Annotated in this window: 29 protein-coding genes; 20 read left to right on the top strand and 9 right to left on the bottom strand. The window is 70.9% G+C overall.

From position 1 onward, the window contains the following. Positions 1 to 20: 20 nt before the first annotated feature. Positions 21 to 644 carry a YopT-type cysteine protease domain-containing protein gene (locus tag GXW71_RS25795; protein ID WP_211855574.1) on the top strand — a complete coding sequence of 208 codons (624 nt, stop codon included), beginning with the start codon at positions 21 to 23 and terminating at the stop codon, positions 642 to 644. Here the strand turns inward: GXW71_RS25795 and GXW71_RS25790 are convergent. The 4 genes from GXW71_RS25790 to GXW71_RS25775 form a co-directional block, all read right to left on the bottom strand. Continuing rightward, complete coding sequence (locus GXW71_RS25790) at positions 625 to 1,791, bottom strand: aminotransferase class V-fold PLP-dependent enzyme (RefSeq protein WP_211855573.1); 1,167 nt, start codon at positions 1,789 to 1,791, stop codon at positions 625 to 627. The two genes, GXW71_RS25795 and GXW71_RS25790, sit on opposite strands and share 20 nt — an antisense overlap. A gap of 22 nt (positions 1,792 to 1,813) precedes the next feature. Further along, positions 1,814 to 2,209, bottom strand: coding sequence for a carboxymuconolactone decarboxylase family protein (locus tag GXW71_RS25785; protein ID WP_246526889.1), 396 nt, complete (start codon positions 2,207 to 2,209; stop codon positions 1,814 to 1,816). Between the two features lie 67 nt (positions 2,210 to 2,276). Continuing rightward, complete coding sequence (gene rlmN, locus GXW71_RS25780) at positions 2,277 to 3,449, bottom strand: 23S rRNA (adenine(2503)-C(2))-methyltransferase RlmN (RefSeq protein WP_211855572.1); 1,173 nt, start codon at positions 3,447 to 3,449, stop codon at positions 2,277 to 2,279. Beyond that, positions 3,446 to 3,952: an invasion associated locus B family protein gene (locus GXW71_RS25775; RefSeq protein WP_211855571.1), complete on the bottom strand. Its 507-nt coding sequence runs from the start codon at positions 3,950 to 3,952 to the stop codon at positions 3,446 to 3,448. The genes rlmN and GXW71_RS25775 overlap by 4 nt, the downstream gene beginning before the upstream one ends. A gap of 169 nt (positions 3,953 to 4,121) precedes the next feature. Between GXW71_RS25775 and GXW71_RS25770 the strand changes: the two genes are divergently transcribed. Together GXW71_RS25770 and GXW71_RS25765 are read left to right on the top strand one after the other, a co-directional pair. Beyond that, positions 4,122 to 5,366, top strand: coding sequence for a class I SAM-dependent methyltransferase (locus GXW71_RS25770; RefSeq protein WP_211855570.1), 1,245 nt, complete (start codon positions 4,122 to 4,124; stop codon positions 5,364 to 5,366). After that, on the top strand, positions 5,363 to 5,890 hold the full coding sequence (locus GXW71_RS25765; RefSeq protein WP_211855569.1) for a YdcF family protein: 528 nt from the start codon (positions 5,363 to 5,365) through the stop codon (positions 5,888 to 5,890). The genes GXW71_RS25770 and GXW71_RS25765 overlap by 4 nt, the downstream gene beginning before the upstream one ends. Before the next feature lie 27 nt (positions 5,891 to 5,917). Here GXW71_RS25765 and GXW71_RS25760 read toward each other — a convergent pair whose 3' ends face one another. Further along, the gene (locus tag GXW71_RS25760) at positions 5,918 to 6,241 is read right to left on the bottom strand and encodes a TIGR02300 family protein (RefSeq protein ID WP_211855568.1); all 324 of its coding nucleotides are present in this window, start codon (positions 6,239 to 6,241) and stop codon (positions 5,918 to 5,920) included. Positions 6,242 to 6,364: 123 nt separating this feature from the next. On the opposite strand from GXW71_RS25760, the gene aroA reads away from it, so the two are divergent. The 12 genes from aroA to GXW71_RS25700 all read left to right on the top strand — a co-directional run bounded on the left by aroA (position 6,365) and on the right by GXW71_RS25700 (position 18,298). Further along, entirely contained in the window at positions 6,365 to 7,726 is a 1,362-nt protein-coding gene (gene aroA, locus GXW71_RS25755; protein ID WP_211855567.1) for a 3-phosphoshikimate 1-carboxyvinyltransferase, read from the top strand. Next, complete coding sequence (gene cmk, locus GXW71_RS25750) at positions 7,723 to 8,382, top strand: (d)CMP kinase (protein ID WP_211855566.1); 660 nt, start codon at positions 7,723 to 7,725, stop codon at positions 8,380 to 8,382. Before aroA ends, cmk begins: the two co-directional genes overlap by 4 nt. Before the next feature lie 247 nt (positions 8,383 to 8,629). Next, positions 8,630 to 10,342, top strand: coding sequence for a 30S ribosomal protein S1 (rpsA, locus tag GXW71_RS25745; protein ID WP_211855565.1), 1,713 nt, complete (start codon positions 8,630 to 8,632; stop codon positions 10,340 to 10,342). Positions 10,343 to 10,523: 181 nt separating this feature from the next. Next, on the top strand, positions 10,524 to 11,447 hold the full coding sequence (sppA, locus tag GXW71_RS25740) for a signal peptide peptidase SppA (protein ID WP_211855564.1): 924 nt from the start codon (positions 10,524 to 10,526) through the stop codon (positions 11,445 to 11,447). An 18-nt stretch (positions 11,448 to 11,465) separates the two neighbouring features. Continuing rightward, positions 11,466 to 11,807 (top strand): integration host factor subunit beta, encoded by a 342-nt coding sequence (locus tag GXW71_RS25735; protein ID WP_211855563.1) that lies wholly within the window; start codon positions 11,466 to 11,468, stop codon positions 11,805 to 11,807. Positions 11,808 to 12,065: 258 nt separating this feature from the next. After that, the gene (locus tag GXW71_RS25730) at positions 12,066 to 12,389 is read left to right on the top strand and encodes a LapA family protein (RefSeq protein ID WP_211855562.1); all 324 of its coding nucleotides are present in this window, start codon (positions 12,066 to 12,068) and stop codon (positions 12,387 to 12,389) included. After that, the gene (gene pyrF, locus GXW71_RS25725; protein WP_367617372.1) at positions 12,386 to 13,096 is read left to right on the top strand and encodes an orotidine-5'-phosphate decarboxylase; all 711 of its coding nucleotides are present in this window, start codon (positions 12,386 to 12,388) and stop codon (positions 13,094 to 13,096) included. Before GXW71_RS25730 ends, pyrF begins: the two co-directional genes overlap by 4 nt. Continuing rightward, the gene (locus tag GXW71_RS25720; RefSeq protein ID WP_211855561.1) at positions 13,093 to 13,728 is read left to right on the top strand and encodes a phosphoribosylanthranilate isomerase; all 636 of its coding nucleotides are present in this window, start codon (positions 13,093 to 13,095) and stop codon (positions 13,726 to 13,728) included. Before pyrF ends, GXW71_RS25720 begins: the two co-directional genes overlap by 4 nt. Before the next feature lie 52 nt (positions 13,729 to 13,780). Further along, on the top strand, positions 13,781 to 15,019 hold the full coding sequence (trpB, locus tag GXW71_RS25715) for a tryptophan synthase subunit beta (protein ID WP_211855560.1): 1,239 nt from the start codon (positions 13,781 to 13,783) through the stop codon (positions 15,017 to 15,019). A 44-nt stretch (positions 15,020 to 15,063) separates the two neighbouring features. Continuing rightward, positions 15,064 to 15,903, top strand: coding sequence for a tryptophan synthase subunit alpha (gene trpA, locus GXW71_RS25710; RefSeq protein WP_211855559.1), 840 nt, complete (start codon positions 15,064 to 15,066; stop codon positions 15,901 to 15,903). Positions 15,904 to 16,008: 105 nt separating this feature from the next. Beyond that, positions 16,009 to 16,950 carry an acetyl-CoA carboxylase, carboxyltransferase subunit beta gene (accD, locus tag GXW71_RS25705; protein WP_211855558.1) on the top strand — a complete coding sequence of 314 codons (942 nt, stop codon included), beginning with the start codon at positions 16,009 to 16,011 and terminating at the stop codon, positions 16,948 to 16,950. Between the two features lie 58 nt (positions 16,951 to 17,008). Next, positions 17,009 to 18,298 (top strand): bifunctional folylpolyglutamate synthase/dihydrofolate synthase, encoded by a 1,290-nt coding sequence (locus tag GXW71_RS25700; RefSeq protein WP_211855557.1) that lies wholly within the window; start codon positions 17,009 to 17,011, stop codon positions 18,296 to 18,298. Here the strand turns inward: GXW71_RS25700 and GXW71_RS25695 are convergent. Then, a complete protein-coding gene (locus GXW71_RS25695; RefSeq protein ID WP_211855556.1) occupies positions 18,295 to 18,978 on the bottom strand; it encodes an SDR family NAD(P)-dependent oxidoreductase in 684 nt (227 codons plus the stop codon). The two genes, GXW71_RS25700 and GXW71_RS25695, sit on opposite strands and share 4 nt — an antisense overlap. Before the next feature lie 130 nt (positions 18,979 to 19,108). Here GXW71_RS25695 and GXW71_RS35535 point away from each other — a divergent pair, with 130 nt between their 5' ends. The 5 genes from GXW71_RS35535 to GXW71_RS25670 are packed head-to-tail and all read left to right on the top strand — an operon-like array spanning position 19,109 to position 24,238. Continuing rightward, positions 19,109 to 19,969: an IclR family transcriptional regulator gene (locus GXW71_RS35535; protein WP_211855555.1), complete on the top strand. Its 861-nt coding sequence runs from the start codon at positions 19,109 to 19,111 to the stop codon at positions 19,967 to 19,969. 49 nt (positions 19,970 to 20,018) lie between these two features. Beyond that, positions 20,019 to 21,149, top strand: a complete 1,131-nt coding sequence (locus GXW71_RS25685) for an iron-containing alcohol dehydrogenase (RefSeq protein WP_211855554.1) — start codon at positions 20,019 to 20,021, stop codon at positions 21,147 to 21,149. Positions 21,150 to 21,160: 11 nt separating this feature from the next. Beyond that, the gene (locus GXW71_RS25680; protein ID WP_211855553.1) at positions 21,161 to 22,348 is read left to right on the top strand and encodes a sialidase family protein; all 1,188 of its coding nucleotides are present in this window, start codon (positions 21,161 to 21,163) and stop codon (positions 22,346 to 22,348) included. Continuing rightward, on the top strand, positions 22,345 to 23,235 hold the full coding sequence (locus tag GXW71_RS25675) for a dihydrodipicolinate synthase family protein (protein WP_211855552.1): 891 nt from the start codon (positions 22,345 to 22,347) through the stop codon (positions 23,233 to 23,235). The genes GXW71_RS25680 and GXW71_RS25675 overlap by 4 nt, the downstream gene beginning before the upstream one ends. Before the next feature lie 34 nt (positions 23,236 to 23,269). Then, positions 23,270 to 24,238, top strand: coding sequence for a Bug family tripartite tricarboxylate transporter substrate binding protein (locus GXW71_RS25670; RefSeq protein ID WP_211855551.1), 969 nt, complete (start codon positions 23,270 to 23,272; stop codon positions 24,236 to 24,238). A gap of 28 nt (positions 24,239 to 24,266) precedes the next feature. On the opposite strand, the gene GXW71_RS25665 is transcribed toward GXW71_RS25670, so the two are convergent. The 3 genes from GXW71_RS25665 to GXW71_RS25655 form a co-directional block, all read right to left on the bottom strand. Next, entirely contained in the window at positions 24,267 to 25,397 is a 1,131-nt protein-coding gene (locus GXW71_RS25665; RefSeq protein WP_367617371.1) for a PQQ-dependent sugar dehydrogenase, read from the bottom strand. A gap of 122 nt (positions 25,398 to 25,519) precedes the next feature. Beyond that, the gene (gene trxA / locus GXW71_RS25660) at positions 25,520 to 25,852 is read right to left on the bottom strand and encodes a thioredoxin TrxA (RefSeq protein WP_211855550.1); all 333 of its coding nucleotides are present in this window, start codon (positions 25,850 to 25,852) and stop codon (positions 25,520 to 25,522) included. A gap of 66 nt (positions 25,853 to 25,918) precedes the next feature. Continuing rightward, positions 25,919 to 26,524, bottom strand: a 606-nt coding sequence (locus GXW71_RS25655; RefSeq protein ID WP_211855549.1) for a PD-(D/E)XK nuclease family protein, incomplete at its 5' end; no start/stop codon positions are given.

The raw sequence follows: 26,524 nt of genomic DNA, 5'->3' as shown, positions 1-26,524 counted from the left end.
AGGCGGCCGGGAGACGTGGCATGGATTGGGACTCGGTACAGACGACGGCCAAGAATCGTGGCCAGTTGGTCTTCGCGATGGATCAAGGCCAGCTTCCAATGAAGAAGCTGCCGATCATCAAGCAACTCACCGAGGGTGGCTTCTGCATCGGCCTCTCGGTCACCTGGATCGCAATGCAATATGAGGGCAAGGCCTTCCCGGTCGACGGTGATGTCTGCGAATGGCCGCCCTTCAGGGCCGTGCTGTATCAGAATATCGCGAAAATCGAGGGCGAGCCGGACTGGACGGATTTCTGGGACACGGCCGGCCGGCCGGAGCAGCTCCGCCTCTCGGACGGTCTCCGAGCCAAGCGCGAAACCAAGCCCAGTGCCGACTTCATCTACTCGATCGTGACCAAGGCCTATGGCTGCTACGGCATCACCCTGGCGAGGGATGGCGGGGCGCACGCCGTGGCCATGCGGCACGGGCGCGACAACCGCATGCACTTCTTCGATCCGAACTACGGGCACTTCGCAGTCGCCGATCACACCAAGCTCAAGGCATTCCTGAGCTGGTTCCTCACGGAGAGCGGCTATCGGGACAGGTACGCCAAATATACCGGCGTGGTCGGCATCAAGCCCCCGATCAACGCGAAGGACGGCTGACGGCGCCGAGCGCGGCCAGCGCGCGCTCGATATCCGCCATGTCGTTGTAGACGTGGATGCCGATGCGCAGCGCGCCTTCCCGCGCGCTGACGAAGACGCCGCGCTCGCGCAGTGGGGCGACGAGCGTGCCGCCGTCGACGCCCGGCATCAGCAGTCCCAGCAGATGCGCTGCATGCCGGCGTGGCGCCGCGAAGCCGAGCGCCGCCGCGCCTTCCGCTAGGCGCCGCGACAGCGGCGCCAGATGCGCCTCGATCCGCTCTGGCCCCAGCGCGGCGACCAGGCGCAGCGCCGCAATCGCCATCGGCACCGTCACCAGATTGGCGCGCTGCCCCATGTCGTAGCGCCGGGCGCCCGGCATGAAGCGCCGCTCCCGCCCGTAGTGGTTGGTCAGCGTGTCGGCGCCGACGCGGCTGAAGGTATGCTCCTCCAGAGGCCGTCCCGCCTGCCGGTGCGGCGCGGCATAGAGCAGCCCGATTCCATAGGGGCCGAGCAGCCATTTATACGGCGCGAAGGCGAGGAAATCCGGCCGCACGGCACGGACATCGATCGGCCGCACGCCGACCGACTGGGTGCCGTCCAGCACCAGCGCGGCGCCGTGCCCGCGCGCCGCTTCGCCGATCGCCACCAGGTCGAGCGCCGCGCCATCCGTCCAGTGCACCGCGGTCAGCGCCAGGATGGCGATGCGGGGCTTGCCGCCATCCGCGATCCGCGCCAGCAGCGCCCGCGTCCAGTCTCCATCCTCCGGCCGCGGCAGCTCCTCATGCGTGGCGCCGCTCCGCTTCGCGAGCTCCATCCAGGCGAAGACCTGGGAATTGTGCTCGCCTTCCATGGTCAGCACCGCTTCGCCGGCGGTGAGTGGCAGGTTCTGCGCAGCGGTCGCGATGCCGTAGCTGGTCGCCGCGGTGATCGCGATATCCTCGGCCGAGGCGCCGATCAGCGCCGCCGCGGCGTCCCGCAGCCGCTCGACATCCTCATAGAAGGTGGCGCGGGAGGCGAGCCAGGGCGCCGCCTTGGTCGCAACCCCGATCTCACCGGCCTCCCGCACCGGGCGGGGAATCGGCGTCATGAAGGCGGCGTCGAGATAGGTGATGCCCGATGGGATGTCGAACAGGGCGCGCAGCCCATCCCAGGCGTCGGCGGTGGTCATTGCGGGACGTTCCTTTGCGGCACTACAGCGCGCCGCGTTCCTTCAGCACCGCTTCGGCGATGCGCAGCGCGTCGATTGCGGCCGGGAAGCCGCAATAGGCGACGGCATGGGTGAAGAGCTCGCTGATCTCCTCTGCGGTGCAGCCATTGTTCAGCGCCGCGATCAGGTGGATGCGCAGCTCGTGCGGATGGTTCAGCGCGCAGAGCATGGCCAGCGTGATCAGGCTGCGCTGTTTGCGGTCGAGCGCCGGACGGGTCCAGAGCGTGGCATAGGCCATCTCCTCGGAGAGCGCCCGGATCGCGGCGTTGAAGGGCGTGGTCGAGGCGTCGCGCGCCTCGGTATAGGGCGCGCCGAGGATCTCCCGCATCTCGGTGCGGCCCCGGGCGCGCAGCGTCTCATGCGCGGCCTTCTCGTCCATTGTGTCCTCCCTGCCGTTCCGGTCGCGGGCGAGCCTCCGCCCCGCGCGCGGATCATGCAAGGGCGGATCAGGCGGCAGGCTTTTCCGCGCGCCGCCGCTCGCTCTCGGTCTTGAGCTGCCCGCAGGCGGCCAGGATGTCGCGCCCGCGCGGCCGGCGGATCGGGCTCGAATAGCCGGCATCGTTCACGATGGCCGCGAATTTCCGGATCGCATCGCTGGTGCTGGTCTGGTAGGGGCTGCCCGGCCAGGGGTTGAAGGGGATCAGGTTCACCTTCGCCGGCATGCCGCGGATCAGCCGCACCAGTTCCCGCGCCTCCGCCTCGCTGTCGTTCACGCCACGCAGCATCACGTATTCGAAGGTGATGCGCCGCGCGTTGGAGGCGCCCGGATAGCGCCGACAGGCCGCCAGCAGCTCCTCGATCGGGTATTTCCGGTTCAGCGGCACGATCTCGTCGCGGAGCTCGTTGGTCACCGCATGCAGCGATACCGCGAGGCCGACGCCGAGCTCCTGTCCGCAGCGATCCATCATCGGCACGACGCCGGAGGTCGAGAGCATGATGCGGCGGCGCGAGAGCCCGATGCCCTCATTGTCCATGATGATGCGCAGCGCCTTGGCGGTGTTCTCGTAATTGTAGAGCGGCTCGCCCATGCCCATGACGACGATGTTGGACAAATGCCGCGCCGCGCCATCCGTCGGGCTCGGCCATTCGCCGTAGCTGTCGCGCCCTGCCATGAACTGGCCGACGATCTCGGCGGCGCCGAGGTTGCGCACCAGCTTCTGCGTCCCGGTGTGGCAGAACTTGCAGGAGAGGGTGCAGCCGACCTGGGTCGAGATGCAGACTGCGCCGCGCTCCTCATCCATGCTCGGGATATAGACCGTCTCGACCTGCTGCCCGTCGCGGAAGCGGAACACCCATTTGCGGGTCGCGTCGGCGCTGGTCTGCTCCAATGCGACGTTCGGCCGGTCCACCACGAAGCGCTCGGCGAGCTTCGCCTGCATCGGCTTCGCGATCGTGGTCATCTTCGCGAAATCGGTCTCGCCCTGATGGTAGATCCAGTGCCAGATCTGCTTGGCGCGGAACGGCTTCTCGCCGATCGCGGCCATCTCCGCCGTCAGCTCCTCGCGCGACAGGCCGACCAGGTCGCGGCGCCCGTCGGCGGTTTGCATCGGCGGCGGCGCGAAGATCGCCGCCTTGGCCAGGATGCGGTCGCGCTCGGCCTGGTTCAGGATCTCGTTCATCGCCGTCCCGCCGGGCATTCGCGGGAGATCGCGTCATAGGCGGCGGAGAAGCCGGCCAGCGGGAAAGTGTCCTGCGCGGTGCCGCGGCCATTGGCGGCCGGGCCGCGTGCGCTCGCCTCCCGCCCGCCGCGGAAGGCGGCGACCGTGGCGCGGCCGTCGCGGGAGAAGGCGCTGTCCGCATTGGTGTAGAACGGGAATTCGGTGCTGCCGACGCTGACCGTTACCTCGGCATTCCGGGGATAGGTGTAGCCGGCGCGGAGCGCGACCTGGTCGCGGGATCCGACCCGGTGGGTGACCAGCAGCAGCACGTTCTGCCGCGTCGGCTCGCTGCGGGCGGCGCGGGTGAAGGCGTAGCAGACCTTCTGTCCGCGCTCCATGTGGACCGCGGCCGTCCAGGTCTGGAACTGGCCGAGGCGCCTCGGCTGTGCCGCCGTCTGCGCGAGCGCGGGCAGGGTGGCGATCAGCGCGAGGCCGATGAGGGTGAGGGTCGTGCGATGGCGCATGATGGCGCCCTTGATAGGCTCGGCACCGCGGCGCAGCAACCGCGGTGCGGCCATCCCCGGGTTGCGCCGGGCGCCCGGCCGGCCGATGAGCGTCCGATGACCGGAGGGCCGAATGGCCCGAAGGTTTGAATCGGCCGCTCCGCTGACGAGGGGCGCCACGGAGCCCCTGATGACCGACACCGCCGACACTGCTCTTCGCCAGCAATACGAAGCCTATCCCTACCCGGCCCGCGACCCCAGGGACGAGGCGAAGCGCCTGATCCTCGGCAGCCCGAGCCATCTGCGGGAGGTCGACCACTGGATCTTCGGCGCCCGCCGCCCGGCGGCCTGCCCCCTGAACGCGCTGATGGCCGGCGGTGGCAGCGGCGACGGCACCATCATGCTGGCGACCCAGATGGCGCGGGCGGGGCGGGGCGGGCGCGTCACCTGGCTCGACCGCTCCGGCGCCGCCCGTGCGGTCGCCGAGGCGCGGGCGGCGGCGCGCGGCCTTCAGAACATCGTGTTCGAGGAGGGCTCGATCCTAGACCTGCCGGCCGCCGGCCTCGGCCCCTTCGACTACATCGATTGCTGCGGCGTGCTGCACCATCTGCCGGACCCGCTCGCGGGGCTGAAGGCCCTGGCCGGGGCGCTGGCGCCGGGTGGCGGCATCGGGCTGATGGTCTATGCGCCGCATGGCCGCACCGGGGTCTACATGCTGCAGGATGCGCTCCGCCTGCTCGCCCCGCCAGCGGAGGCGCCGGCCGCCCGGGTCGAGGTCGCGAAGCGCCTCTGGAAGCAGGCGCCGGAGACCGCCTGGCTGCGCAAGAACCCCTGGATCACCGACCACATCCAGGGCGGCGATGCGGGGCTGTATGACCTGCTGCTGAACCCGCGCGACGTCGCCTTCACCGTGCCGCAGCTCGCGGCGCTGGTGGAGGCGGCGGGGCTCACGATCCGCACCCTGGTGGAGCCGGTGCGCTACGACCCCGACCTCTATCTGGCCGACCCGAAACTCCGCGCCCGCACCGCGCTGATGACGCCGGTCGAGCGCGCGGCGCTCGCCGAAGCGATCTGCGGCAACATGGGCATCCACATCGCCTACTGCGTCCGTGCCGATGATCCCGCCGCGCTGCCGGACTGGGCGGATCCCGCTGCGGTGCCGGTGCTGCGGGAGCTGGACGGCGCCGCCGTCGCCCGCGGCATCCGCCCGGACGGCACCCTGCCGGTCGCCTTCGACGGGCTGCGCGCCGCCATCCCAATGCCGCGGCTGGCGGCGGCCATCCTGGCGCGAATCGACGGGGAGACGCCGGTCGGCGCCATCGCCGACGCGCTGGCCGCCAATGGCGTCTCCCACGAGGCCTTCGCCCGCGACTTCGCCGCCCTGGCACGGCAGCTCGAGGCCCTGAACCGGTTGCTGCTCACGGCGCCGACGTGACGCGGGAACCGAGCTCCCGGGCGGCGATCATCATTTTTGGGGCTGCCGTGCGCCCGGATGGTGGGCCGTCGCCGGCATTGCGCGACCGCGTGCTGGCGGCCCTCCGGCATGGGGAGCGGCTGTCGCCGCAGCCGCTCTACCTGCCGACCGGCGCCCGCGGCCGCTTCGGGCCGGAGGAAAGTGCCGTGATGGCGGCGATCCTGTCAGAGGCCGGCGTGCCGGCCACCCGGATCGTCCAGGAAACCAGCGGGACCGACACGCTCTCCTCCGTGCTGGCCTGTGTGCGGCTGTTGCGTGGCATCGGCCATGCCGGGCCGGTGCTGGCTGCCTCCAGCCCCTATCATCTGCCGCGCTGCGTTGCGCTGCTGCGCCTGGCCGGGCTGCCGGCGCGTCCGGTCAGGACGTGCGGCATGCCTGCCTCCCGCCGCTGGACGAAGCGCTGGTACTGGCGCCTCCGGGAGGTGCCGGCGCTGCCCTATGACGTGGCGCTGATGCTCTGGTATCGGTTGACCGGCCGGGCGTGACCCGGCCGGCCTGGCGACGGCCTGGTCTCAGGTTTCTTCGTCGCGATCGGCTTCGACGACGATTTCCTCGTCGATGCTGTCCGCGTCGTCCTCCAGCTCCTCCGCATCCTCGACCGCCTCGTCGCCCTCGACATCCTCGAGCTCGACATCCTCAGCCTCGGCCTCGGGCGTGACGACGCGCTTCTTCAGCTTCTCGTCGGGGACGATGTTGGCGGCGCGGCGCAGGCGCGGCTGTTCGGCCGGCTGTTCGGTACCGCATTTCGGGCAGACCGCCGGGGCGCGGGTCAGGTCATAGAATTTCGTGCCGCAGGCGACGCAGACGCGCTTCAGACCGAGTTCTGGCTTGGCCATGGGGAGGGGGAGCCTCGCTGCAGGATTGACCGCGGACACAGGGGATCGGGCGGCTGTGTCCGACGGTGAAAAACAAGGCGCGCGCATTGCCATGGGCGGGTGCCGCGTGTCAAACGCGCGCTTATGCCGCATGCCCCCGCATCTCCGCTCCTTGCCTCCCGCCCTGCCGGCCCGCTCACCGGCCGGCTCAGGGTTCCCGGCGACAAGTCGATCAGTCACCGGGCGCTGATGTTCGGGGCGCTCGCGGTCGGCGAGACCGCGATCACCGGCCTCCTGGAAGGCGAGGATGTGCTCCGCACCGCCGCCGCCATGCGCCTCCTGGGGGCTGAGGTGACCCAGCTCGCTCCCGGGGAATGGCGTGTCTCCGGCCGCGGCGTCGGCGGCCTGACCGAGCCGGCAGACGTGCTCGACATGGGCAATTCCGGCACCGCGGCCCGGCTGCTCTGCGGGCTGCTGGCCGGCCATCCGCTCTTCGCCGTGATGACCGGCGATGCCAGCCTGCGCAAGCGCCCCATGAAGCGGGTGACCGACCCGCTCTCGGCGACCGGGGCCGTGTTCCGGACGCGGGAGGGCGGGCGGCTGCCGCTGGCAGTGCAGGGGGCGGCCGATCCGCTGCCGCTCGATTACGTGCTCCCCGTCGCCTCCGCCCAGGTGAAGAGCGCCTGCCTGCTGGCCGGCCTCTGCGCCCCCGGCGTGACCCGCGTGGTGGAGCGTGAGCCGACCCGCGACCACACCGAGAACATGCTGCGCCATTTCGGCGCCTCGGTGTCGATCGAGGACACGGCGGAGGGCCGCGTCATCCTGCTGACCGGCCGGCCGGAGCTGGTGGCGGCCCCGGTCCATGTGCCGGGCGATCCCTCTTCCGCCGCCTTCCCGATCGCGGCTGCCCTGCTGGTGCCGGGCAGCCGGGTGGTGGTCGAGAATGTCGGCCTCAACCCGCTGCGCACCGGGCTTTTCGCGACGCTCCGCGAGATGGGCGCCAGGCTCACCATCGAGAATGAGCGGGTCGAGGGCGGCGAGCCGGTCGGCGACCTGGTCGCCGAGCACGGCCCGCTCCGCGCCGTCGATGTGCCGCCGCGCCGCGCCCCCTCGATGATCGATGAATATCCGGTGCTGGCGGTGCTGGCCGGCTTTGCCGAAGGCGAAACCCGCATGCGTGGCCTGCAGGAGCTCCGGGTGAAGGAGAGCGACCGGCTGGCGGCGACCGCCGCCATGCTCGCCGCCAATGGCGTTGCCGCCCGGATCGAGGGCGATGACCTGGTCGTCCAGGGCCAAGGGGGCGCGACGTCCGGCGGTCCCGTGCCCGGCGGCGGGACCGTGGAGACCCATATGGACCATCGCCTGGCGATGAGCGCGCTGGTGATGGGCCTCGGCACCCGCGCCCCGGTCGCGGTGGACGACGCCGCCTTCATCGACACCTCCTTCCCCGGCTTCGCGGCGCTGATGAACAGGCTGGCGGGCGGGGAGGCGCTGCGGGCGCCGTGACCCCCGCCGGCACCATCATCGCCGTCGATGGCCCGGCGGCGGCCGGCAAGGGCACGCTGGCCCGCCGCCTCGCGGTGGCGTTCGGGCTGCCCTATCTGGACACCGGCCTGCTCTACCGGGCGGTGGGGCGACGGCTGCTCGATGCCGGCGCCGATCCGCGGGACGCGATCCATGCCGAGGCGGCCGCCCGCGCCCTGATCGCCGAGGACCTCGCCCGCACCGACCTGCGCGGCCCGGCCGCCGACATGGCCGCGAGCGCGGTCGCCGCCATTCCCGCCGTGCGCGCCGCGCTGCTCGACTGGCAGCGCGATTTCGGCCGGGCGCAGGGCGCCGTGATGGATGGGCGCGACATCGGCACCGTGGTCTTCCCTGACGCCCAGGCGAAGCTCTTCGTCACCGCCAGCATCGAGGAGCGCACCCGCCGCCGGCTGGCGGAGCTGCGCGCCCGCGGCATCGCGGCCGATCCGGCGCAGGTGGAGGCGGAGCTCCGCGTGCGCGACGCCCAGGACGAGGCGCGCCCGGTGGCGCCGCTGCGCCCGGCGGCGGATGCCCTACTGCTCGACACCACGGATCTCGATGCTGAGGCCGCCTTCACGGAGGCGCTGCAGCTTATTGAATCGCGTCTCGGCAAGGACCTGGACACGCGCCGCGCTTGACTCCCACTGGGGCGAAGCCTAAGCGACCCCTGACGCAGTCCCGGCGACGGGGGCGTTCGTTTCGGCGCATCCATGCCGAAACCGGAAGCGGGCGGACCGTTACGCGCCCATCCAACCGGGTCCGGGATTCCCGCCGAGGCGGTGCCGGACCAAGCCGTTCCCGCCAGGCCTCAGGGCCATTGGGGAGCGCAGGACCGAAGGCCCGCAGCCTGGCGCGCGGGCCATCACCGGAAAGACACAGGACTGCATGGCCACCATTACCGCCGACCGCGCGGGCAGCGAGGATTTCGCCGCCCTTCTCGACGAGACCCTCGGTGCTGACACCGGCTTTGCCGGCTCCGTCGTCACCGGCCGCGTCATCCGCGTGGATGACGATTTCGCAGTCGTCGATGTCGGCCTGAAGAGCGAGGGGCGCGTTCCCCTCCGTGAATTCGCCCCCCCGGGCGCCAAGCCGGAAGTGAAGCCCGGCGACGTCATCGAGCTGTTCGTCGAGCGCTACGAGGACCGCGACGGTACGATCGTCCTGTCCCGTGAGAAGGCGCGCCGCGAGGAAGCCTGGACCAACCTCGAGAAGTCCTTCACCGCGCAGCAGCGCGTGAACGGCGTCATCTTCGGGCGCGTGAAGGGCGGCTTCACCGTCGATCTCGGCGGCGCTGTCGCCTTCCTGCCGGGCTCGCAGGTCGATATCCGCCCGGTGCGCGATGTCGGGCCCCTGATGGGCAGCCCGCAGCCCTTCCAGATCCTCAAGATGGACCGCGCCCGCGGCAACATCGTCGTCTCCCGCCGCGCGGTCCTCGAAGAGACCCGCGCCGAGCAGCGGAGCGAGCTGATCCAGGGCCTCAAGGAAGGCATGATCCTGGACGGCGTGGTGAAGAACATCACCGATTACGGCGCCTTCGTGGATCTGGGCGGCGTCGACGGCCTGCTGCACGTCACCGACATCGCCTGGCGGCGCATCAACCACCCGAGCGAGGCGCTGACCATCGGCCAGCCCGTGAAGGTGCAGGTGATCCGCTTCAACAGCGAGACGCAGCGCATCAGCCTCGGCATGAAGCAGTTGCAGGCCGATCCGTGGGACGGCGTCGCGCTGAAGTACCCGGTCGGCGCCAAGTTCGCGGGCCGCGTGACCAACATCACCGACTACGGCGCCTTCGTGGAGCTGGAGCCGGGCGTCGAGGGCCTCGTGCACGTCAGCGAGATGTCCTGGACGAAGAAGAACGTCCACCCCGGCAAGATCGTCGCGACCTCCGAGCAGGTGGACGTGATGATCCTCGATGTGGACGAGCCGAAGCGCCGCATCTCGCTCGGTCTGAAGCAGGCCCAGGGCAACCCCTGGGAGCTGTTCCTGGAGGCGCATCCGCCGGGCTCCATCGTCGAGGGCGAGATCCGCAACATCACCGAGTTCGGCCTGTTCATCGGCATCTCCGCGGATATCGACGGCATGGTCCACATGTCCGACCTGTCCTGGGACGAGGCCGGCGAAGCCGCGATGGCCAAGTACAACAAGGGCGACACCGTCAAGGCGAAGGTGCTCGACGTCGACGTGGAGAAGGAGCGCATCTCCCTCGGCATCAAGCAGCTCGAGGCCGATCCGGCCGCCGAGGTGCTGGATCGCGTCCGCAAGGGCGACATCGTCACGACCATCGTCACCAAGGTCGAGGCGAACGGCATCGAGGTGAAGGTCGACGACGTGCTGACCGGCTTCATCCGCCGCGCCGAGCTCGCTCGTGACCGCAACGACCAGCGCCCCGAGAAGTTCGCGATCGGCGAGAAGGTCGATGCGAAGGTCACCGCCGTGGACCGCGCCGCCCGCCGCCTCGCCCTGACCATCAAGGGCAAGGAAGTCGAGGAGGAGCGCCAGGCAGTGGCCGAATACGGCACCACCGACAGCGGTGCCTCGCTCGGCGACATCCTGGGTGCGGCGATCCGCCGCCGCCGCGAGATGGCCGGCGAGGAGTGATACTCGGCGGAGCCGAGTATCGGCGCGCAGGGTTGGTGTGGCGGCTGCGCGCCTAAGAAAGGCTCTTCCAGCCGCCCGCGGCTGAGCTTGGAGAAACCCCGGGGCGCAGGCCTCGGGGGTTTTCTTTTGCAGCCCTGCGCCGCCCCTGGCGCCGCGGCGCCGCCGGGGGCATCTATGGGCCATGTCCCTGGATGCCGACCTCCTTACCGATCGCCGCCGCCTCAAGCGCCGGCTCTCGCTCTGGCGCCTGCTCGCGATCGTCGCGGTGCTGGGGGTAATCGGCCTCGCCGCCGGCGGCGGGGCGCGGATCGGCATGGAGGCCACTGCCGGCCGCGCCCATGTCGCGCGCCTCGCCATCTCCGGCACGATCGGGGAGGCCAGGCGCGAATTGCAGGTGCTGGAGCGCGCCCGGCGGGATGACAATGTCCGTGCCCTGATCCTCGCCATCGACAGCCCCGGCGGCACCATGGCGGGGGGCGAGGCGCTGCATGCCGCGATCGCCCGTTTCGCCGAGACCAAGCCGGTGGTCGCGACCATGGGTGGCGTCGCGGCCTCCGCCGGCTACATGATCGCGATGCCGGCGCAGCGCGTGCTGGCCCGCGAATCGACGCTCACTGGCTCGATCGGTGTCCTGCTGCAGAGCATGAACGTCTCCGACCTGCTGGAGCGCTTCGGCATCCGTCCGGAGGTCATCGCCTCCGGCCCCTTCAAGGACCAGCCGAGCCCGTTCCGCCCGCTGACCGCCGAGGGTCGCGCCTCGCTGGAGCGGCTGATCGCCGATCTCCATTCCCAATTCGTCCACATCGTCGCCGCCGGCCGGCACATGGAGGAAGCGCAGGTCCGCGAACTCGCCGATGGTCGCGTCTTTTCGGGACGGGAGGCGGTGGGCCTCGGGCTCGTCGATGCGATCGGCGGCGAACGGGAGGCGCGGGCCTGGCTGGCGGCCGAGCGCGGCGTGCCGGAGAGCCTGCCGCTCCGCACCATCGAGACCCGTGGCCGCGCCGAGCGCTTCTTCGCCGATGCCAGTGGCTGGATGATGAAAACCCTTTTCTCTGAATGGCTTGGCGTTGACGTCCCTCGGGCGCTCTGGCAGCCTTTCCCTTGAGGGAGAGGGCTGGGCGCCATGACCAAGTCGGAGCTGATCGCGCAGTTGGCGGCCGAGAACCCGCATCTGCGGCAGCCGGATATCGAGTTGATCGTCGCCACCATCTTCGAGGAGATCACCGCCGCCCTGGCGCGCGGGCAGCGCGTCGAGCTCCGCGGCTTCGGGGCCTTCTCCACCAAGCAGCGGGAGCCCCGCACCGGGCGCAACCCGCGCACCGGGGAGACGGTGGATGTCTCCGCCAAGGCGGTGCCCTATTTCAAGCCGGGCAAGGAATTGCGGGAACGCGTGAACGAGAGCGGCAAGCCCGATGACGGCAAGCGTCGTCCGGCGGCACCGCGCCGCACGCCTGTTCCGGCCTGACCGGTGCTTTGTGTGATCGCGTAATCCAGGTTTTTCGGCCGGACCGGCCTCAGAGACCGTTTGGGAATGGCGGCGGTGGAGGGATGGCGAGGGATTTTTCGTCCCTGATGTGTCGGCTGACGCAGCCGATGCTGGTTGCATCGGCGAGGAAGCCGGCGCGGCAGGGGCGGAAAAGACCCGCCAGACTGACCCGCCGCTATTTCCAAACGGTCTCTCAAGTCATCACGCTCTGGGCGGTCGCCTGAGGAAAGGTCCTCGATGTTTCGCTGGCTGTTGATCGCGCCGCTGCTGATCCTCGTCGTGCTCTTCGCGCTGAGCAACACGGCCCCGGTCTCGCTCACCCTTTGGCCCTTCGACTTGGCCTGGCAGGCGCCGCTCGCGGTCGCGGTGCTGGTCATCGCGGGCTTCTTCTTTCTGCTCGGCGCGCTGATCGCCTGGCTCTCCGGCCTGCCGGCCCGTCGCCGCGCGCATCAGCTCGAAGGCGTGGTGCGCACGCTGGAGCGCGAGCTCGGCGGCCTGCGCGCCAAGACCGAGACGGAGGCCGAGGCACGGCGCCAGCAATTGCCAGGGCCTGCGGCGTGATCGCGCGGCCGAACAGCTTCGCCGGCCGCATCATCGCCGCGATAGACACCGGCGATACGACGCGCGCGGAGCAGCTCGCGCATGCCCTGGCTCGCCGCACCGGCCTGCTGAAGGTCGGGCTGGAGCTGTTCTGCGCCGGCGGTCCGGCCGTGGTCACCGGGATCGCGGAGCAGGCGCCGGTCTTCCTCGACCTCAAGCTGCACGACATCCCGAACACGGTCGCGGGCGCGGTCCGCAGCCTGCTGCCGCTGGCACCCGCGATGCTGACGCTGCATGCCGCCGGCGGTCCGGCGATGATTGCGGCGGCGCGGGAGGCGGCGGAGCAGGCCGGCGCCGCGCGGCCGATGCTGCTCGCGGTCACGGTGCTGACCAGCATGGATGCGGCGACCCTGTCGGAGATCGGTGTCGCCGGCGGCCCGGTGCAGCAGGTGCTGCGCCTGGCGCGGATAGCGTTGGCCGCCGGCGCCGATGGCCTCGTCTGCTCGCCCCAGGAAGTCGCGCGCATCCGCGACGCCTATGGTGCAGCGCCTTTCCTGGTCGTCCCCGGCGTGCGTCCGGCCGGCAGCGCCATGGGCGACCAGGCGCGCGTCGCGACGCCGGCGGAGGCCATCGCGGCCGGGGCCGACTGGCTCGTCATCGGGCGCCCGATCACCGGTGCCGCAGACCCTGCCGCCGCCGCGGAAGCGATCGCCGAGAGCCTCCGATGATCGTCAAGATCTGCGGCCTCAGCGAAGCCGAGGGCTTCGACGCCGCTGTCGCCGAGGGCGCCGACCTCGTGGGCTTCGTCTTCTTCCCGGCCTCCCCGCGGGCGGTGACGCCCGCCCAGGCGGCAGCGCTCTCGGCGCGCCATGCCGGCGGGCCGGGGCGCACCGGGCTCTTCGTCGATCCGAGCGATGACGCGATCGCCGCGGTGCTGGCGGCGCTGCCGCTCGATATCCTGCAACTGCATGGCGGAGAGACGCCCGAGCGCTGCGCCGCCATACGGGCGCGTTTCGGCGTGCCGGTGATGAAGGCGCTCGGCGTCGCGACGCCGGCCGATCTGGATGGGCTGGCCGCTTACGCGCCGGCGGTGGACCGTTTCCTGCTCGACGCCAAGCCGCCGCCGGAGGCGACCCGGCCTGGTGGCAACGCGCTGGCCTTCGACTGGAGCCTGACCGCCGGTCGGGCCATCCCACGCCCCTGGCTGCTGGCCGGTGGCCTGACGCCCGGGAACGTGGCGGAAGCGGTCCGGATCTCCGGCGCGCCGGGGGTCGATGTCTCCTCTGGCGTCGAGCGCGGCCACGGCGAGAAGGATCCGGCGCTGATCGCCGCCTTCATCCGCGCGGCGCGGGGCGGGTAGCGATCCGCCCTCCGGGGCGCTATGTGACCCCTTGAGGACGCAGGACAGGCCCGTGAACCAGACGCTCCGCAATTCCTTCAAGCTCGGCCCCGACGGCCGGGGCCGCTTCGGCACCTTCGGTGGACGTTTCGTCGCCGAGACGCTGATGCCGCTGATCCTCGAGGTCGAGCGCGCCTATGAGGCCGCCAAGACCGACGTGGCCTTCCAGACGGAATGGCGCCGTCTGCTGGCGCATTATGTCGGCCGCCCGAGCCCGCTCTGGTTCGCCGAGCGCCTGACCGCGCATCTGCGCCAGGCGGCGCCGGCCGGGAAGGGCGCCCGCGTCTATTTCAAGCGGGAAGAGCTGAACCATACCGGCGCGCACAAGATCAACGCGGTGCTCGGCCAGATCCTGCTGGCCAGGAAGATGGGCAAGACCCGCATCATCGCGGAAACCGGCGCCGGCCAGCACGGTGTCGCGACGGCGACTGCCTGTGCCCTGTTCGACCTGCCCTGCACCGTCTTCATGGGCGCGACCGATGTCGAGCGGCAGAAGCCCAACGTCTTCCGCATGAAGCTGCTGGGCGCAGAGGTGGTGCCGGTGACCTCCGGCGCCGCCACGCTCAAGGACGCGATGAACGAGGCGCTGCGCCACTGGGTGGCGAATGTCGCTGACACCTATTACTGCATCGGCACTGTCGCCGGCCCGCACCCCTATCCCACCATGGTGCGCGACTTCCAATGCGTCATCGGTGACGAGCTCCGCGAGCAGATCCTGGCCGCCGAGGGAAGGCTGCCGGATGCACTGGTCTGCGCGGTCGGCGGCGGCTCCTCCGCCATGGGACTGTTCCATCCCTTCCTCGATGACGCCGGCGTCGCGATGTATGGTGTCGAGGCAGCGGGGCGGGGCCTCGACACTGAGGAACATGCGGCTTCCATCAGTCGCGGCGCGCCCGGGGTGCTGCACGGCAACCGCACCTATCTGCTGCAGGACAGCCAGGGCCAGATCAACGAAGCGCATTCGATCAGCGCCGGCCTCGATTATCCCGGCATCGGGCCGGAGCATTCCTGGCTGCATGAGCAGGGTCGCGTGACCTATGTCGGCGCCACCGATAACGAGGCGCTGGAGGCGTTCCAGCTCTGCTCGAAGCTCGAAGGCATCATCCCGGCCCTGGAGAGCGCGCATGGCCTCGCGCATGTGCTGAAGCTGGCGCCGGAGATGCCGGAGGATGGCATCATCGTGCTGAACCTCTCGGGGCGCGGCGACAAGGACATCTTCACCGTCGCCCATCACCTGGGGGTCAGCCTGTGAGCCCGTCCGATTCTGAAGCACCGCAGCGCAGCGAGGAGCGAAGCGTGAATCGGCCGGGCCAGACGTCACGCATCGCGGAGCGCTTCGCCAGCCTCAAGGCATCGGGGCGTGGCGCGCTCCTGACTTATCTCCAGGCCTATGACCCCGACCCCGCGACCTCGCTCGCGATCCTGCGTGGCTTGCCGGGCGCGGGCGCCGACGTCATCGAGATCGGCGTCGCCTTCACCGACCCGATGGCTGACGGCCCTGCGATCCAGCTCGCGGCGCAGCGCGCGCTGAAGTCGGGCGCCACCCTGTCGCGGACGCTTGCGCTGGTGCGTGACTTCCGCGCCGAGGAGCAGGCGACGCCGATCGTGCTGATGGGCTACTACAACCCGATCCTGAGCTACGGCATCGACCGCTTCTGCATCGATGCCGCTTCCTCCGGCGTCGATGGCCTGATCATCGTCGACGTGCCGCCCGAAGAGGCGGACGAGATCGAGCCGCAGGCCAAGGCCAACGGCCTCGACCTGATCCGCCTGGTGGCGCCGACCACCGACGACGCGCGGCTGCCGGGCGTGCTCGCGGCGACCTCGGGCTTCGTCTACTACGTCTCGATCACCGGCATCACCGGCACCAAGAGCGCGACGCGCGAATCACTCGCCGCCGAGATCCCGCGCATCCGCCGCCACACCGATCTGCCGATCGCCATCGGCTTCGGCATCCGCACCCCGGCCCAGGCTGCCGAGGCCGCATCCATCGCCGATGGCGCAGTGGTCGGCACGGCGCTGGTCGATGTGCTGAAGGACAGCCTGGACGAGCAGGGCCGCGCGAAGCCGGACACGGTGCGGCGCGTGCTGGATGCGGTGCGGGCCTTGGCGGATGCCGTGCGCGGCAACGCATGATGAACGGCGCGCTTGCGCGCCGAGGCCGCGAACGCGGCCCGCCGGCAGTCCGGCGAAAGCCAAGGCGGGCGGATGCCCGCCGCCCGGCGTTTGAGGGACGATGATATGAACTGGATTTCCGAGTGGGCGCTGCCCAAGATCAAGACGCTGTTCGGCGCATCGCGGGAGGTGCCGGAGAATCTTTGGCACAAATGCCCCGCCTGCGAGCAGATGATCTTCCACCGCGACCTCGAGCGGAACCTGCACGTCTGCACCCATTGCGGCCACCACATGCGGATCAGCGCCGCGCGCCGCCTGGAATGCACCTTCGACCCCGGCTTCAGCCGTATCGAGCTGCCGAAGGTCCCGGCCGATCCGCTGCGCTTCCGCGACCAGCGCCGCTATGCCGACCGGCTGCGCGAAGCGCAGGTGAAGGCCGCGATGGATGATGCGGTCGCCGTCGCGCATGGCGCGATCGAGGGCCAGCGCGCCGTCGTCGCCGCCTTCGAATTCGCCTTCATGGGCGGCTCCATGGGGGCCGGCGTCGGCGAGGCGATCGTCACCGCGGCCCGGCTCGCGGTGCTGCAGGACGCGCCGCTGATCGTCTTCACCGCCTCCGGCGGCGCGCGCATGCAGGAAGGCGCGGTGTCGCTGATGCAGATGCCGCGCACCGTCATCGCGACGCGGCTGGTGAAGGAAGCGGGCCTGCCCTTCATCGTCGTGATGTGCGACCCGACCACCGGCGGCGTCACCGCGAGCTTCGCGATGCTGGGTGACATCCATATCGCCGAGCCCGGCGCCATGATCGGCTTCGCCGGCGCCCGCGTGATCGAGCAGACGGTGCGGGAGAAGCTGCCCGAAGGCTTCCAGCGCGCCGAATACCTGCTGGAGCACGGCATCCTCGACATGGTGGTCAAGCGCGGCGAGATGCGGGAGACGCTGGCCCGCGTCATCGGTCTGCTGCGCGAACCGCTGCTGACCCAGCCGGAGCGGGCGCCTGCCGCCGCAGAGGCCAGCAACGTGATCGCGCTGCCGACCCCGGAGGCGCCGGCACCCGCCGCGAGCTGAGAGCCTGTAAAATGCCTCGACAGCCTGCCGCCACGCCATTCCCAAACAGGCTCTGACCATGCCGACTGGCCGCAGCGAGGCGATCCTCGAACGCCTGCACAGGCTGCACCCGAAGCTGATCGATCTCAGCCTCGGCCGGATGCAGCGTGCGCTCGATGCGCTCGGCAATCCGGAACGGCACCTGCCGCCGGTGATCCATGTGGCCGGCACCAATGGCAAGGGCAGCACCTGCGCCTTCCTGCGCGCCATCGCGGAAGCCGCCGGCCAGCGCGTGCACGTCTTCACCTCGCCGCACCTGGTGCGCTTCCACGAGCGCATCCGCCTGGCCGGTGACCTCGTGAGCGAGGCGATGCTGGCCGAAGCCTTCGAGGAGGCCGAGCGCGTGAATGCCGGCTTGCCGATCACCGTCTTCGAGATCACGACCGCCGCGGCCTTCTGGCTGTTTTCCCGTGTCCCGGCCGATCTCCTGGTGCTGGAGGTCGGGCTCGGCGGCCTCTATGACGCGACCAATGTCGTCGACCGACCGGCGGCGACGGCGATCACCAGCATCTCCATGGACCACATGGAGTTCCTCGGGGACCGGATCGCCGGCATCGCGCGGGAGAAGGCGGGCATCATCAAGCCGGGCGTGCCCTGTGCCAGCGCGCGCCAGCCACCGGATGCCGCTGCCGTCATCGCCGATGTCGCCGGCGCCGAGGCCGCGCCGCTGCTGGTTCGGGGCGTCGGCTGGACCGCCGAGGCGACGGCGACAGGCTTCCGCTATGCGGATGCGCAGGGCGCGCTCGACCTGCCGCCACCATCCCTGCTGGGGCCGCACCAGATCGAGAATGCCGGCATCGCCATCGCGGCACTGCGCGCCTGGAACCCGCCCTGGCTGACGCCAGGGGCCATCGCGCGCGGCGTCGCCGCCGCCGAATGGCCGGCGCGGCTGCAGCGCCTGCGCGGCCGGCTGGCCGCATCGCTGCCGGCGGGATCGGAGCTCTGGCTCGATGGCGGCCACAATGCCGGCGGCGGCGCCGCGCTCGCCGCCCAGCTCGCCCTGTGGCGGGCGGCGCCCGATGCGCCGCCGCTGCACCTGATCGTCGGCATGAAGGGCAGCAAGGTGGTGGAGGATTTCCTGCGCCCGCTGCTGCCGCATGCGACGACGCTCTGGGCGGTGGCGGAGCCCGGCCAGCACCAGGCGACACCGGTCGAGCGCATCGTGGAAGCCTCCGGTGGCGTTGCCCGCATCGGGCCGCGCGTCGCGGATGCGCTGGCGCAGCTCGGCGGTGCGCCCGGCCGGGTATTGATCTGCGGCAGCCTCTATCTGGCCGGCGAAGTCCTGAAGATGGACGCCGGACTCGACTAGAGTGAGCTGCCGCCGCAGATGACGATCTGCTGGCCGGTGATGGCGCCGGCTTCCGGGCCGAGCAGGAAGGCGGTCAGCGCCGCGACCTCCTCCGGGTCGATGTAGCGCCCGATCGGCGGCAGGCGTGTCGGCGTGCCGCGGCGCGCCGGGTCGCGCAGCATCGGGGTGTCGGTCGCGGCCGGCGCGACCACGTTCACGGTGATGCCGCGCGGCGCAAGCTCCAGCGCCCAGGACCGCGCCATGGCGACGAGCGCCGCCTTGCCGGCGGCATATTGGCTGCGCCCCGCGGCGCCGGCGGCGGTGCGGCTGCCGATCAGCACGACCCTGCCGCCATCCGCCATCGCCGGCACCAACGCGTCCGCCAGCAGGAAGGCAGCGTCGACATGCAGGCGCCAGAGCGTCCTGCCGGCCTCGGCATCGAGCGCCCCGAGCGTCCCGCCGCGCATCAGCCCCGCGGCGTGGACGATCGCCGTCGGCCGCAGGCCCTGGACCGCCACGGCAAGCTGCGACGGATCCAGCAGGTCCGCAGCCCTGTGGGCGTAGTTCGGTGAAGGGTTGCCGGGGTCGGTCCGGCTCAGACCGGTCACCTGCCAGCCGCCGCGCAACAGCCGGGCCGCGATCGCGGCCCCGATGCCGGAACTGGCCCCGGTCACCACGGCATGGCCTCCCAAGGACGTCATTGCGTGCTCCTCCCGCTTCCCCATCGGGGCTTGACGCTGCGGCTCGCGGCGCTTTAACAGATGGCGAGTTGGCGAACAAGTGTTCGCATTCCGATCAAATCAGCCCCGAGGGGGCGGACGGGAGGGACGAGTGCCGGAAGAGGCAGCCAGCAGGTCCGCGACCGCGGGGCGCGAGGAACCGGCTTCGGAAAACCCGAAGAACCAGGTGCGCTCGGTCGTGAAGGCATTCGCGGTGCTGAAGGCCTTCGGGCGCGACCTGCCCGAGCTGACGGTGGCCGAAGTGGCGGCGCGCGCCGGCGTCGACCGCGGCACCGCTTTCCGGCTGATCCACACCCTGATCGGCCTCGGCTATCTGCGGCCGGTGCCGGATGGCCGCCGCTTCCGGCTCACCCTGAAATGCCTGGAGCTCGGCTTCTCGGCCCTCTCAGCCGGAGACCTGCCCGACCACGCCCTGCCGCTGCTGCGCGAGCTGGTGCCGGGCGTCGCCGATGCCGGCTCGCTCGGCGTGCTGGACAAGGGCGAGGTCATCTACCTGGCCCGGGTCGATGCGGGGCTCGAGCGGCACGGCGTCATCCGCCGCCCCGGCAGCCGCATCGGCGCCTATGCCACGGCGCTCGGGCAATCGATTCTCGCCTGGCTGCCGCGGCAGGAGCAGATCGCGCATCTCGAAAGCGTCGAGCGGGTGAAGCTCTCGGAGCGGACCCTGACCGATCTCGACGCGCTGCTGGCGCGGCTCGAGGAGGTCCGGGCGCGCGGCTATGCCGTGTCGGATGGCGAGAACGCCTATGGCCTCGTCACCGTCGCGGCGCCGGTGCTCGACCAGCGCGGCGCGCCCTGCGCGGGAATCAGCCTCACGATCGGCGACGGGCGCCTCTCCAGCGCGGATTTCACGGCGCTCGCCGCGCCACGCGCGCAGCACCTCGCGGCCGAGCTGAGCGAGGGCGTGCGCCTCTCGCTCGGCGCCATCGGGCTTCCCGTGGGGACGCGATGACCGCTGCCACACATCCCCTTGGCCTGAGCGATTTTCCGGAACACCACGCATGACAGAGCTGCTCCGCCCGATCGAGATCACCCGCCCGCCTGCGATCGAATTCGGCGCCGGCCTGGTCGGCGCCGTCGGCCGTTGGGCTGCGGCGCAGGGCATCACCCGCTGCCTGGTCGTGGCGGATGCCTTCAATGCGGCGCGCATCGAACTGCTCGGTCTGCCGGGTGAGGTCACCGTCTTCGGCGAGGTGAAGCCGGAGCCTGACATCCCGAATCTGGAACGCGCGCTGGCGCTCGCGGAGCGCGCAAAGCCCGATCTGGTCGTCGGCTTCGGCGGCGGCAGCGCCATGGATCTCGCGAAGCTGGTCGCGGTGCTGCCGGGCAGCGGCCAGGCCATCCATGACGTGGTCGGCGCGGAACGCGTCGCTGGGCGCAGCACTGCCCTGGCGCAGGTGCCGACCACCTCCGGCACCGGCAGCGAGGCCGGCACGCGGGCGCTGGTGACGGATCCGGCGACGCGGAACAAGCTCGCGATACAGAGCCGGCACATGTTGGCCGATCTCGCGGTCGTCGATCCCGACCTCACTCTGACGGTGCCGTCCGCCGTCACCGCCGCGACCGGTGTGGACGCGCTGGCGCATTGCGCGGAGGCCTTCACCAGCCGCCGTGCGCATCCGCTGATCGATCTCTACGCGCTGGAGGGCATCAGGCTGGTCGGCCGGTACCTCGCCCGCGCCGTCGCGGATGGCAGCGACCGAGAGGCACGAGCGGGCCTCTCGGTCGCCTCGCTCTATGGCGGCTTCTGCCTCGGACCCGTGAACACCACGGCGGGGCATGCGGTGGCCTATCCGCTGGGCACGCGGCATCACGTCGCGCATGGCCTGGCCTGCGCGGTGATCTTCCCGCACACGCTCGCCTTCAACGCTCCGGCCGTGCCGGAGAAGACGGCGCTGATTCTGGCCGCGCTCGGCCTCCGCGCCGCATCCGATGAGGGCGCGGTGCTCGCCGCCGCGCACGGCTTTTGTGCGCGGCTCGGCATCGAGATGCGGCTCTCGCGCCTCGGCGTGCCGGAAGACGACCTCGGCACGATGGCGGAGGAAGCGCATGCGATCCGCCGTCTACTCGACAACAACCCCCGCGACCTGAGCCGCGACCGGATCCTCGCGATCTATCGAGCGGCGCTGTGAGGACATCCGGCATGAGCAGCACCACTGGCACGATTGAGCGCATCGAGAGCCTGGGCCCCGCGCCAGATGATCCGGCCCGGATCGAGGCCTTCATCCCGACGCCCTGCGTGCAGAACCATGCCGCCTTCCTGATGCCGCTCTCCGGCGGCGACCTCGGCTGCGTCTGGTTCGGCGGCACGCAGGAAGGCGTGCCCGACATCGCCGTGCATTTCTCCCGCCTCGCGCCGGGTGCCATGCGATGGAGCGATCCGGTGCGGCTCTCCGACGACCCGACGCGGTCGGAGCAGAACCCGCTGCTGTTCCCCGCACCGGACGGGACGCTGTGGCTGCTCTGGACCGCGCAGGTCTCCGGCCATCAGGACACCGCCATCATCCGCCGGCGCATCTCCGCCGATGACGGGCGGAGCTGGGGGGCGGTCGAGACGCTGTTCAGGGCACAGCCGGGCTTCGGCACCTTCATCCGCCAGCCGATCGTGGTGCTCGCGAATGGCGACTGGCTGCTGCCGATCTGGCGCTGCGTCACGCCGCCGGCGGGCGCCTGGACCGGCGACCTCGACACCTCCTCGGTGATGATCTCCTCCGATGCCGGGCGGAGCTGGACGGAGCATGCGGTGCCGGGCAGCCAGGGCTGCGTGCACATGAACATCCTGGACCTGGGCGAGGCCGGGCTGGTCGCCTTCTTCCGCAGCCGCTGGGCGGATTGGATTTACGCCACGCGCTCCATGGATGGCGGGCGGAGCTGGTCGGAGCCGGTGCCGACGGCACTGCCCAACAACAATTCCTCGATCCAGGCGGCGCGCCTCGCCAACGGGCACATCGCCATGGTGTTCAACGACTCCAGCGCCTTGGACGCGACCGGGCGGCGGCTCTCGCTCTATGACGATATCGGTGGCGGGGACGACCTCGCACCGGCCGCGCCCGCATCTGGGCGCAGCGCCTTCTGGGGCGCGCCGCGCGCGCCGATGACGCTCGCGATTTCCGAGGATGAGGGGCGAAGCTGGGGTTGCCGCCGCAACCTGGAAACCGGTGACGGCTACTGCCTGACCAACAATTCGAAGGAGCGGCTGAACCGAGAATTCTCCTATCCCTCGATCTGCCAGACGCCCGACGGACAGCTCCACATCGCCTACACCTACTTCCGCCAGGCCATCAAATATGTCCGCGTCGCGGAGGATTGGGTGCGGGGAGGCGGCCAATGAGCACGCTGCATCCGCGCGGCGTCTACTGCGCATCGCTCACGCCGCTCACCGCGGATCTGGCGCCGGACCATGCGCGCTTCGTCGCCCATTGCCGTTGGCTGCTCGATGACGGCTGCGACGGCATCGCGCTGCTCGGCACCACCGGCGAGGCGAATTCCTTCTCGACCGGCGAGCGCCAGGACCTGCTCGAAGCCGCGATCGCCGGCGGTATCGCACCGGAGCGGCTGCTGCCCGGCACCGGTGTCACCGCACTGACCGAGACCGTGGCGCTGACCCGGCACGCGCTCTCGCTCGGCGTCACCACGGTCGTGATGCTGCCGCCCTTCTACTACAAGGGCGTGAGCGAGGATGGCCTCTTCGCCGCCTATGCGGAGGTGGTGGAGCGGGTTGCGGATGCGCGGCTCCGGATCGTGCTCTATCACATCCCGCAGATGTCGGCGGTGCCGATCACCTTTCCGCTGATCGAGAGGCTGTGCGCGCGCTATCCGGGCGTCTTCACCGGCATCAAGGATTCCGCCGGCGACCTCTCGCACATGGAAGCGCTGGTGGAACGCTTTCCCGGCCTCGCGGTGCTGGCGGGGGCGGATCCGCTGATGCTGCCGCTGCTGCGCAAAGGCGGCGCCGGCTGCATCACCGCGACCTCCAATCTCGTCGCCGCGGATCTCGCCTTCGTCTTTCGGCATGTCGGCGATCCCGCCCGCGCCGCGCAGGTGGAGGCGGCCCAGGCCCGGATCGTCGCCGCGCGCAACCGCGCATCACGCTTCGCGCAGATGGCGTCGCTGAAGGTCCTGCTTGCCGCGCGCACGGGTGACGAAGGCTGGCGGCGCCTGCGGCCGCCCTTGCTGCCGCTGACAGAGCAAGAGGCCGGGGCGCTGCTGGAGATGTGAGGGATCGGCGTTTCGGATCAGGGAGGAAGAGACAATGCGTAGACGCGAATTGACGGCAATGGCGCTCGGCCTGCTGGCGGCACCCGCCGTCCACGCGCAAGGCCCCTGGCCGCAGGGCAGGCCGATCCGGGTCATCTGCCCCTGGCCGCCGGGTGCTGCCAACGACATGCTCGCGCGCCTGCTGGCGCAGCGGCTGCAGGAGAAGCTCGGCGCCACCGCGGTGGTGGAGAACCGCACCGGCGGCGCCGGGCTGATCGGCACCAATGCGGTGCTGCAGGCGGCGCCGGACGGCTACACCTTGCTCGGTTCGGCCTTCAACACCGCGGTCATGCCGCTGGTGCTGCGCGGCGCCACCTTCGATCCGCAACGTGACCTGGAGGTGATGGCCCGCACCGCGCAGGCGCCCCTCGTCATGGTCATCAGCGGCCAGCGGCCGCAGCGGACGGTCGCGGAGGTCGTCGCCGCCGCCAAGGCCAATCCCCGCGACTGGGGCATCGCCATCTCCTCGCTCGGCTCCGCCGGCCATCTCGCGACCATCGAATTCAACCGTCGCACCGGCGCCAATCTCGACATGGTGACCTATCGGGGCACGCAGCCGGCGCTGACGGACCTGATGGGTGGCAATATCCAGCTTCTGATCGACCCGAGTTTCGCGCTGCTGCCGGCGACCGCGGATGGCAGGGTGCGCGCGCTCGCGATTGCCGCGCCCCGGCGCTCGAGCCTGGCACCGGATTTGCCGACCATGGCGGAGGCCGGCCTGCCCGGCTACGAGTTCCAGTCCTGGTACGGCGTCTGGGCGCCGAAGGGCACGCCCAACGAGATCTGCGAGCGGGTGAACGGCCTGATGCAGGAGACGATGCGCGATCCGGCCATCGTGCAGCGGCTGACCGCGCAGGTGCTGGAGCCAGTCACCGAGAGCATCGCGGAGACAAGGCGCTTCATCGCGGCCGAGATCACGCGCGCTTCCGAGCTGCTGCGCAGCGTCAACTACCAGCCGGAGTGATGATGGCGCCCGCCTGCGCCTGGATCCGTCACGCGGGATCCAGGCGCAGGATCCGCCCGTCGCTCTCATCGGTCAGGATGTGCAGCACCCCGGCCGGCGAGACCACCACATGGCGGAAGCGCGCCAGCCGCGGCAGCAGCACCTCCTGCCCGGTCACCCGGTCGCCGTTCATCGCCAGCCGGATCAGCGACTGGTTGAGCCCGGCCAGGAACAGGCTGCCGCGCCAGCCCGGCATCGCCGCGCCGTCGTAGAAGGCGATGCCGGAAGGATTCACTGACGGCACCCAGACCACCAGCGGATCCTGCATCCCCGGCGCCGTCCGCAGATCAGAGACGCTGGCACCGCTGTAGTCGATGCCATGCGTCACCAGCGGCCAGCCGTAATTGGCGCCGCGCTGGACGATGTTCACCTCGTCGCCGCCGCGGGGGCCGAACTCGGCCTCGAACAGGGAGCCGGTGACCGGGCTGATCGCCAGCCCCTGCGGGTTGCGGTGACCGAAGGACCAGATCTCCCCGCGCGCATCCGGCCGGCCGGTAAAGGGATTGTCGGCGGGGATGCCGCCCTCCCGCGTCAATCGCAGCACCTTGCCGCCGAGATCATCGAGCGCCTGTGCGCGCTGCATCTCATAGCGCTCGCCGGTCGTGAGGAAGACGTAGCGCCCATCCGGCGCGAAGGCGATGCGGCAGCCGAAATGGTTGCGCCCGCGCGCCTGGGTGGGCGCCGCATCGAGCACCGTCGTGACATCCTCCAGCCGCCGGTCGTCGCCGGAGAGGCGCGCGCGGATGAAGCGCGTCAGCGCGCCGCCATCGGCCAGCGCCGCCTGGCAGAACCAGAGCTCCCGCGTCGTCGCGAAATCAGGGGCGAGCGCGACATCCAGCAGGCCGCCCTGGCCGCGCGCTTCGACCGGCGGCACGCCTTCAATGGGGGCGGAGGCCGCGCCATTCGGCGCAATCAGGCGCATGCGCCCGATACGCTCGGTGACCAGCAGGCGGCCATCGGGCAGGAAGGCGCCGCCCCAGGGCCGCTCCAGCCCCTGCACCAGGGCGGTGACGCGAAATCGCGCGGCTTCGGACTGCACGACCTGTCCGACCTGTGCCTGGGCGGCCAGGCCGGACAGGAGGGAGGCGAGAAGGATGAAGGTGAAAAGCTTGGGGCGCACCCTGGTCTCCTGGCTGCGCCCTTCCCCGATCGGATGCGCGCGTCCCGCAGGTTGGGTCGCGCGCCGCCACTGCCAAGCGGCAGGGGTCGCGGGAGCCGCGATGCGGCGGCCCCGTTGCGGGATCAGGCCCCGATGGCGCCGACGACCCAGTCGCGGAGCTGGCTCTTGGGCATCGCGCCGACCTTGGTGTCCACCGGCTTGCCGTCCTTGAACAGGATCATGGTCGGGATGCCGCGCACCGCGAAATCATTCGGGGTGATCGGATTGTCGTCGATGTTCACCTTGGCGATGGTGAGCTTGCCCGCGAATTCCTTCGCGATCTCATCGAGCGCCGGCGCCACCGCACGGCAGGGGCCGCACCATTCCGCCCAGAAATCCACCAGCACGGGGCCGGTGGCCTCCAGGACGTCCTGTCGGAAGCTGTCATCGGTGACGGGGATGGTGTTCTCGGCCATCGGGATCTCTCTCAATGGGGCGCGGATGCCCCGGATGCGTCAAAATCGTGGCGCGGACGCTCCGGGTCAAGGATCATGCGTGTCTAGCATGGCTGAGGGTAGTGCCATGACATGGGCGCCGTGCGTCCAGATCAGCGCGCAGGCCACCTCCCGCCCCGGCCAGGCCTGGCGCAGCAGGGCGCGGTAGGCCGCCATCTGCCGCAGGTAGAGGGGCGCCACATCCTCGACCCGTGCCGGCGGCGGCCGGTTTGTCTTGAAATCGAGCACCAGGATGCGCGCCGGCCCGACGACAATCCGGTCGACCTGGCCCGCGATCAGTCGGCCCTTGATCCGCCCGGCGAGCGGCGCTTCCGCCAGGCTTCCCGGCCCGAAGGCCTCGGCACAGTCCGGATGGCGCAGAAGCGCCAATACCTCCGCCGCCGTCTCGGCCTGGGCCGCCGCATCCAGCCCATGGCCCGGCCGCGCCAGGTAGCGCCGTGCCGCATCCTCCCAGGCTTCCGGCGCCAGGTCCGGCAGGTGCTGCAGCAGCGCATGCACCAGCCGCCCGCGGCGGAAGCGGCGGCCGGTCGGGTCGGCGGCGGCGCGCGGATCGGCGACCGGCGGCTCCTCCTCCCCCGGCAGGGCGGAGGGCGCGAGCGCCGTCTCCGCCCCCTCTGGCGGCGCCGGCCGTCC

The sequence above is a fragment of the Plastoroseomonas hellenica genome (genome assembly GCF_018129085.1).
GTDB classification, from domain to species: Bacteria; Pseudomonadota; Alphaproteobacteria; order Acetobacterales; family Acetobacteraceae; genus Plastoroseomonas; species Plastoroseomonas hellenica.
This window is presented reverse-complemented; position numbering and strand designations above follow the sequence as displayed.

Bases quoted from the DNA above. Each gene is read 5' to 3' on its own strand.
- GXW71_RS25795 (WP_211855574.1), top strand. From the start codon at position 21: ATGGATTGGGACTCGGTACAGACGACGGCCAAGAATCGTGGCCAGTTG.
- GXW71_RS25790 (WP_211855573.1), bottom strand. From the start codon at position 1,791: ATGACCACCGCCGACGCCTGGGATGGGCTGCGCGCCCTGTTCGACATC.
- GXW71_RS25785 (WP_246526889.1), bottom strand. From the start codon at position 2,209: ATGGACGAGAAGGCCGCGCATGAGACGCTGCGCGCCCGGGGCCGCACC.
- rlmN (WP_211855572.1), bottom strand. From the start codon at position 3,449: ATGAACGAGATCCTGAACCAGGCCGAGCGCGACCGCATCCTGGCCAAG.
- GXW71_RS25775 (WP_211855571.1), bottom strand. From the start codon at position 3,952: ATGCGCCATCGCACGACCCTCACCCTCATCGGCCTCGCGCTGATCGCC.
- GXW71_RS25770 (WP_211855570.1), top strand. From the start codon at position 4,122: ATGACCGACACCGCCGACACTGCTCTTCGCCAGCAATACGAAGCCTAT.
- GXW71_RS25760 (WP_211855568.1), bottom strand. From the start codon at position 6,241: ATGGCCAAGCCAGAACTCGGTCTGAAGCGCGTCTGCGTCGCCTGCGGC.
- aroA (WP_211855567.1), top strand. From the start codon at position 6,365: ATGCCGCATGCCCCCGCATCTCCGCTCCTTGCCTCCCGCCCTGCCGGC.
- rpsA (WP_211855565.1), top strand. From the start codon at position 8,630: ATGGCCACCATTACCGCCGACCGCGCGGGCAGCGAGGATTTCGCCGCC.
- sppA (WP_211855564.1), top strand. From the start codon at position 10,524: ATGTCCCTGGATGCCGACCTCCTTACCGATCGCCGCCGCCTCAAGCGC.
- GXW71_RS25735 (WP_211855563.1), top strand. From the start codon at position 11,466: ATGACCAAGTCGGAGCTGATCGCGCAGTTGGCGGCCGAGAACCCGCAT.
- GXW71_RS25730 (WP_211855562.1), top strand. From the start codon at position 12,066: ATGTTTCGCTGGCTGTTGATCGCGCCGCTGCTGATCCTCGTCGTGCTC.
- GXW71_RS25720 (WP_211855561.1), top strand. From the start codon at position 13,093: ATGATCGTCAAGATCTGCGGCCTCAGCGAAGCCGAGGGCTTCGACGCC.
- accD (WP_211855558.1), top strand. From the start codon at position 16,009: ATGAACTGGATTTCCGAGTGGGCGCTGCCCAAGATCAAGACGCTGTTC.
- GXW71_RS25700 (WP_211855557.1), top strand. From the start codon at position 17,009: ATGCCGACTGGCCGCAGCGAGGCGATCCTCGAACGCCTGCACAGGCTG.
- GXW71_RS25695 (WP_211855556.1), bottom strand. From the start codon at position 18,978: ATGACGTCCTTGGGAGGCCATGCCGTGGTGACCGGGGCCAGTTCCGGC.
- GXW71_RS25685 (WP_211855554.1), top strand. From the start codon at position 20,019: ATGACAGAGCTGCTCCGCCCGATCGAGATCACCCGCCCGCCTGCGATC.
- GXW71_RS25680 (WP_211855553.1), top strand. From the start codon at position 21,161: ATGAGCAGCACCACTGGCACGATTGAGCGCATCGAGAGCCTGGGCCCC.
- GXW71_RS25675 (WP_211855552.1), top strand. From the start codon at position 22,345: ATGAGCACGCTGCATCCGCGCGGCGTCTACTGCGCATCGCTCACGCCG.
- GXW71_RS25670 (WP_211855551.1), top strand. From the start codon at position 23,270: ATGCGTAGACGCGAATTGACGGCAATGGCGCTCGGCCTGCTGGCGGCA.
- trxA (WP_211855550.1), bottom strand. From the start codon at position 25,852: ATGGCCGAGAACACCATCCCCGTCACCGATGACAGCTTCCGACAGGAC.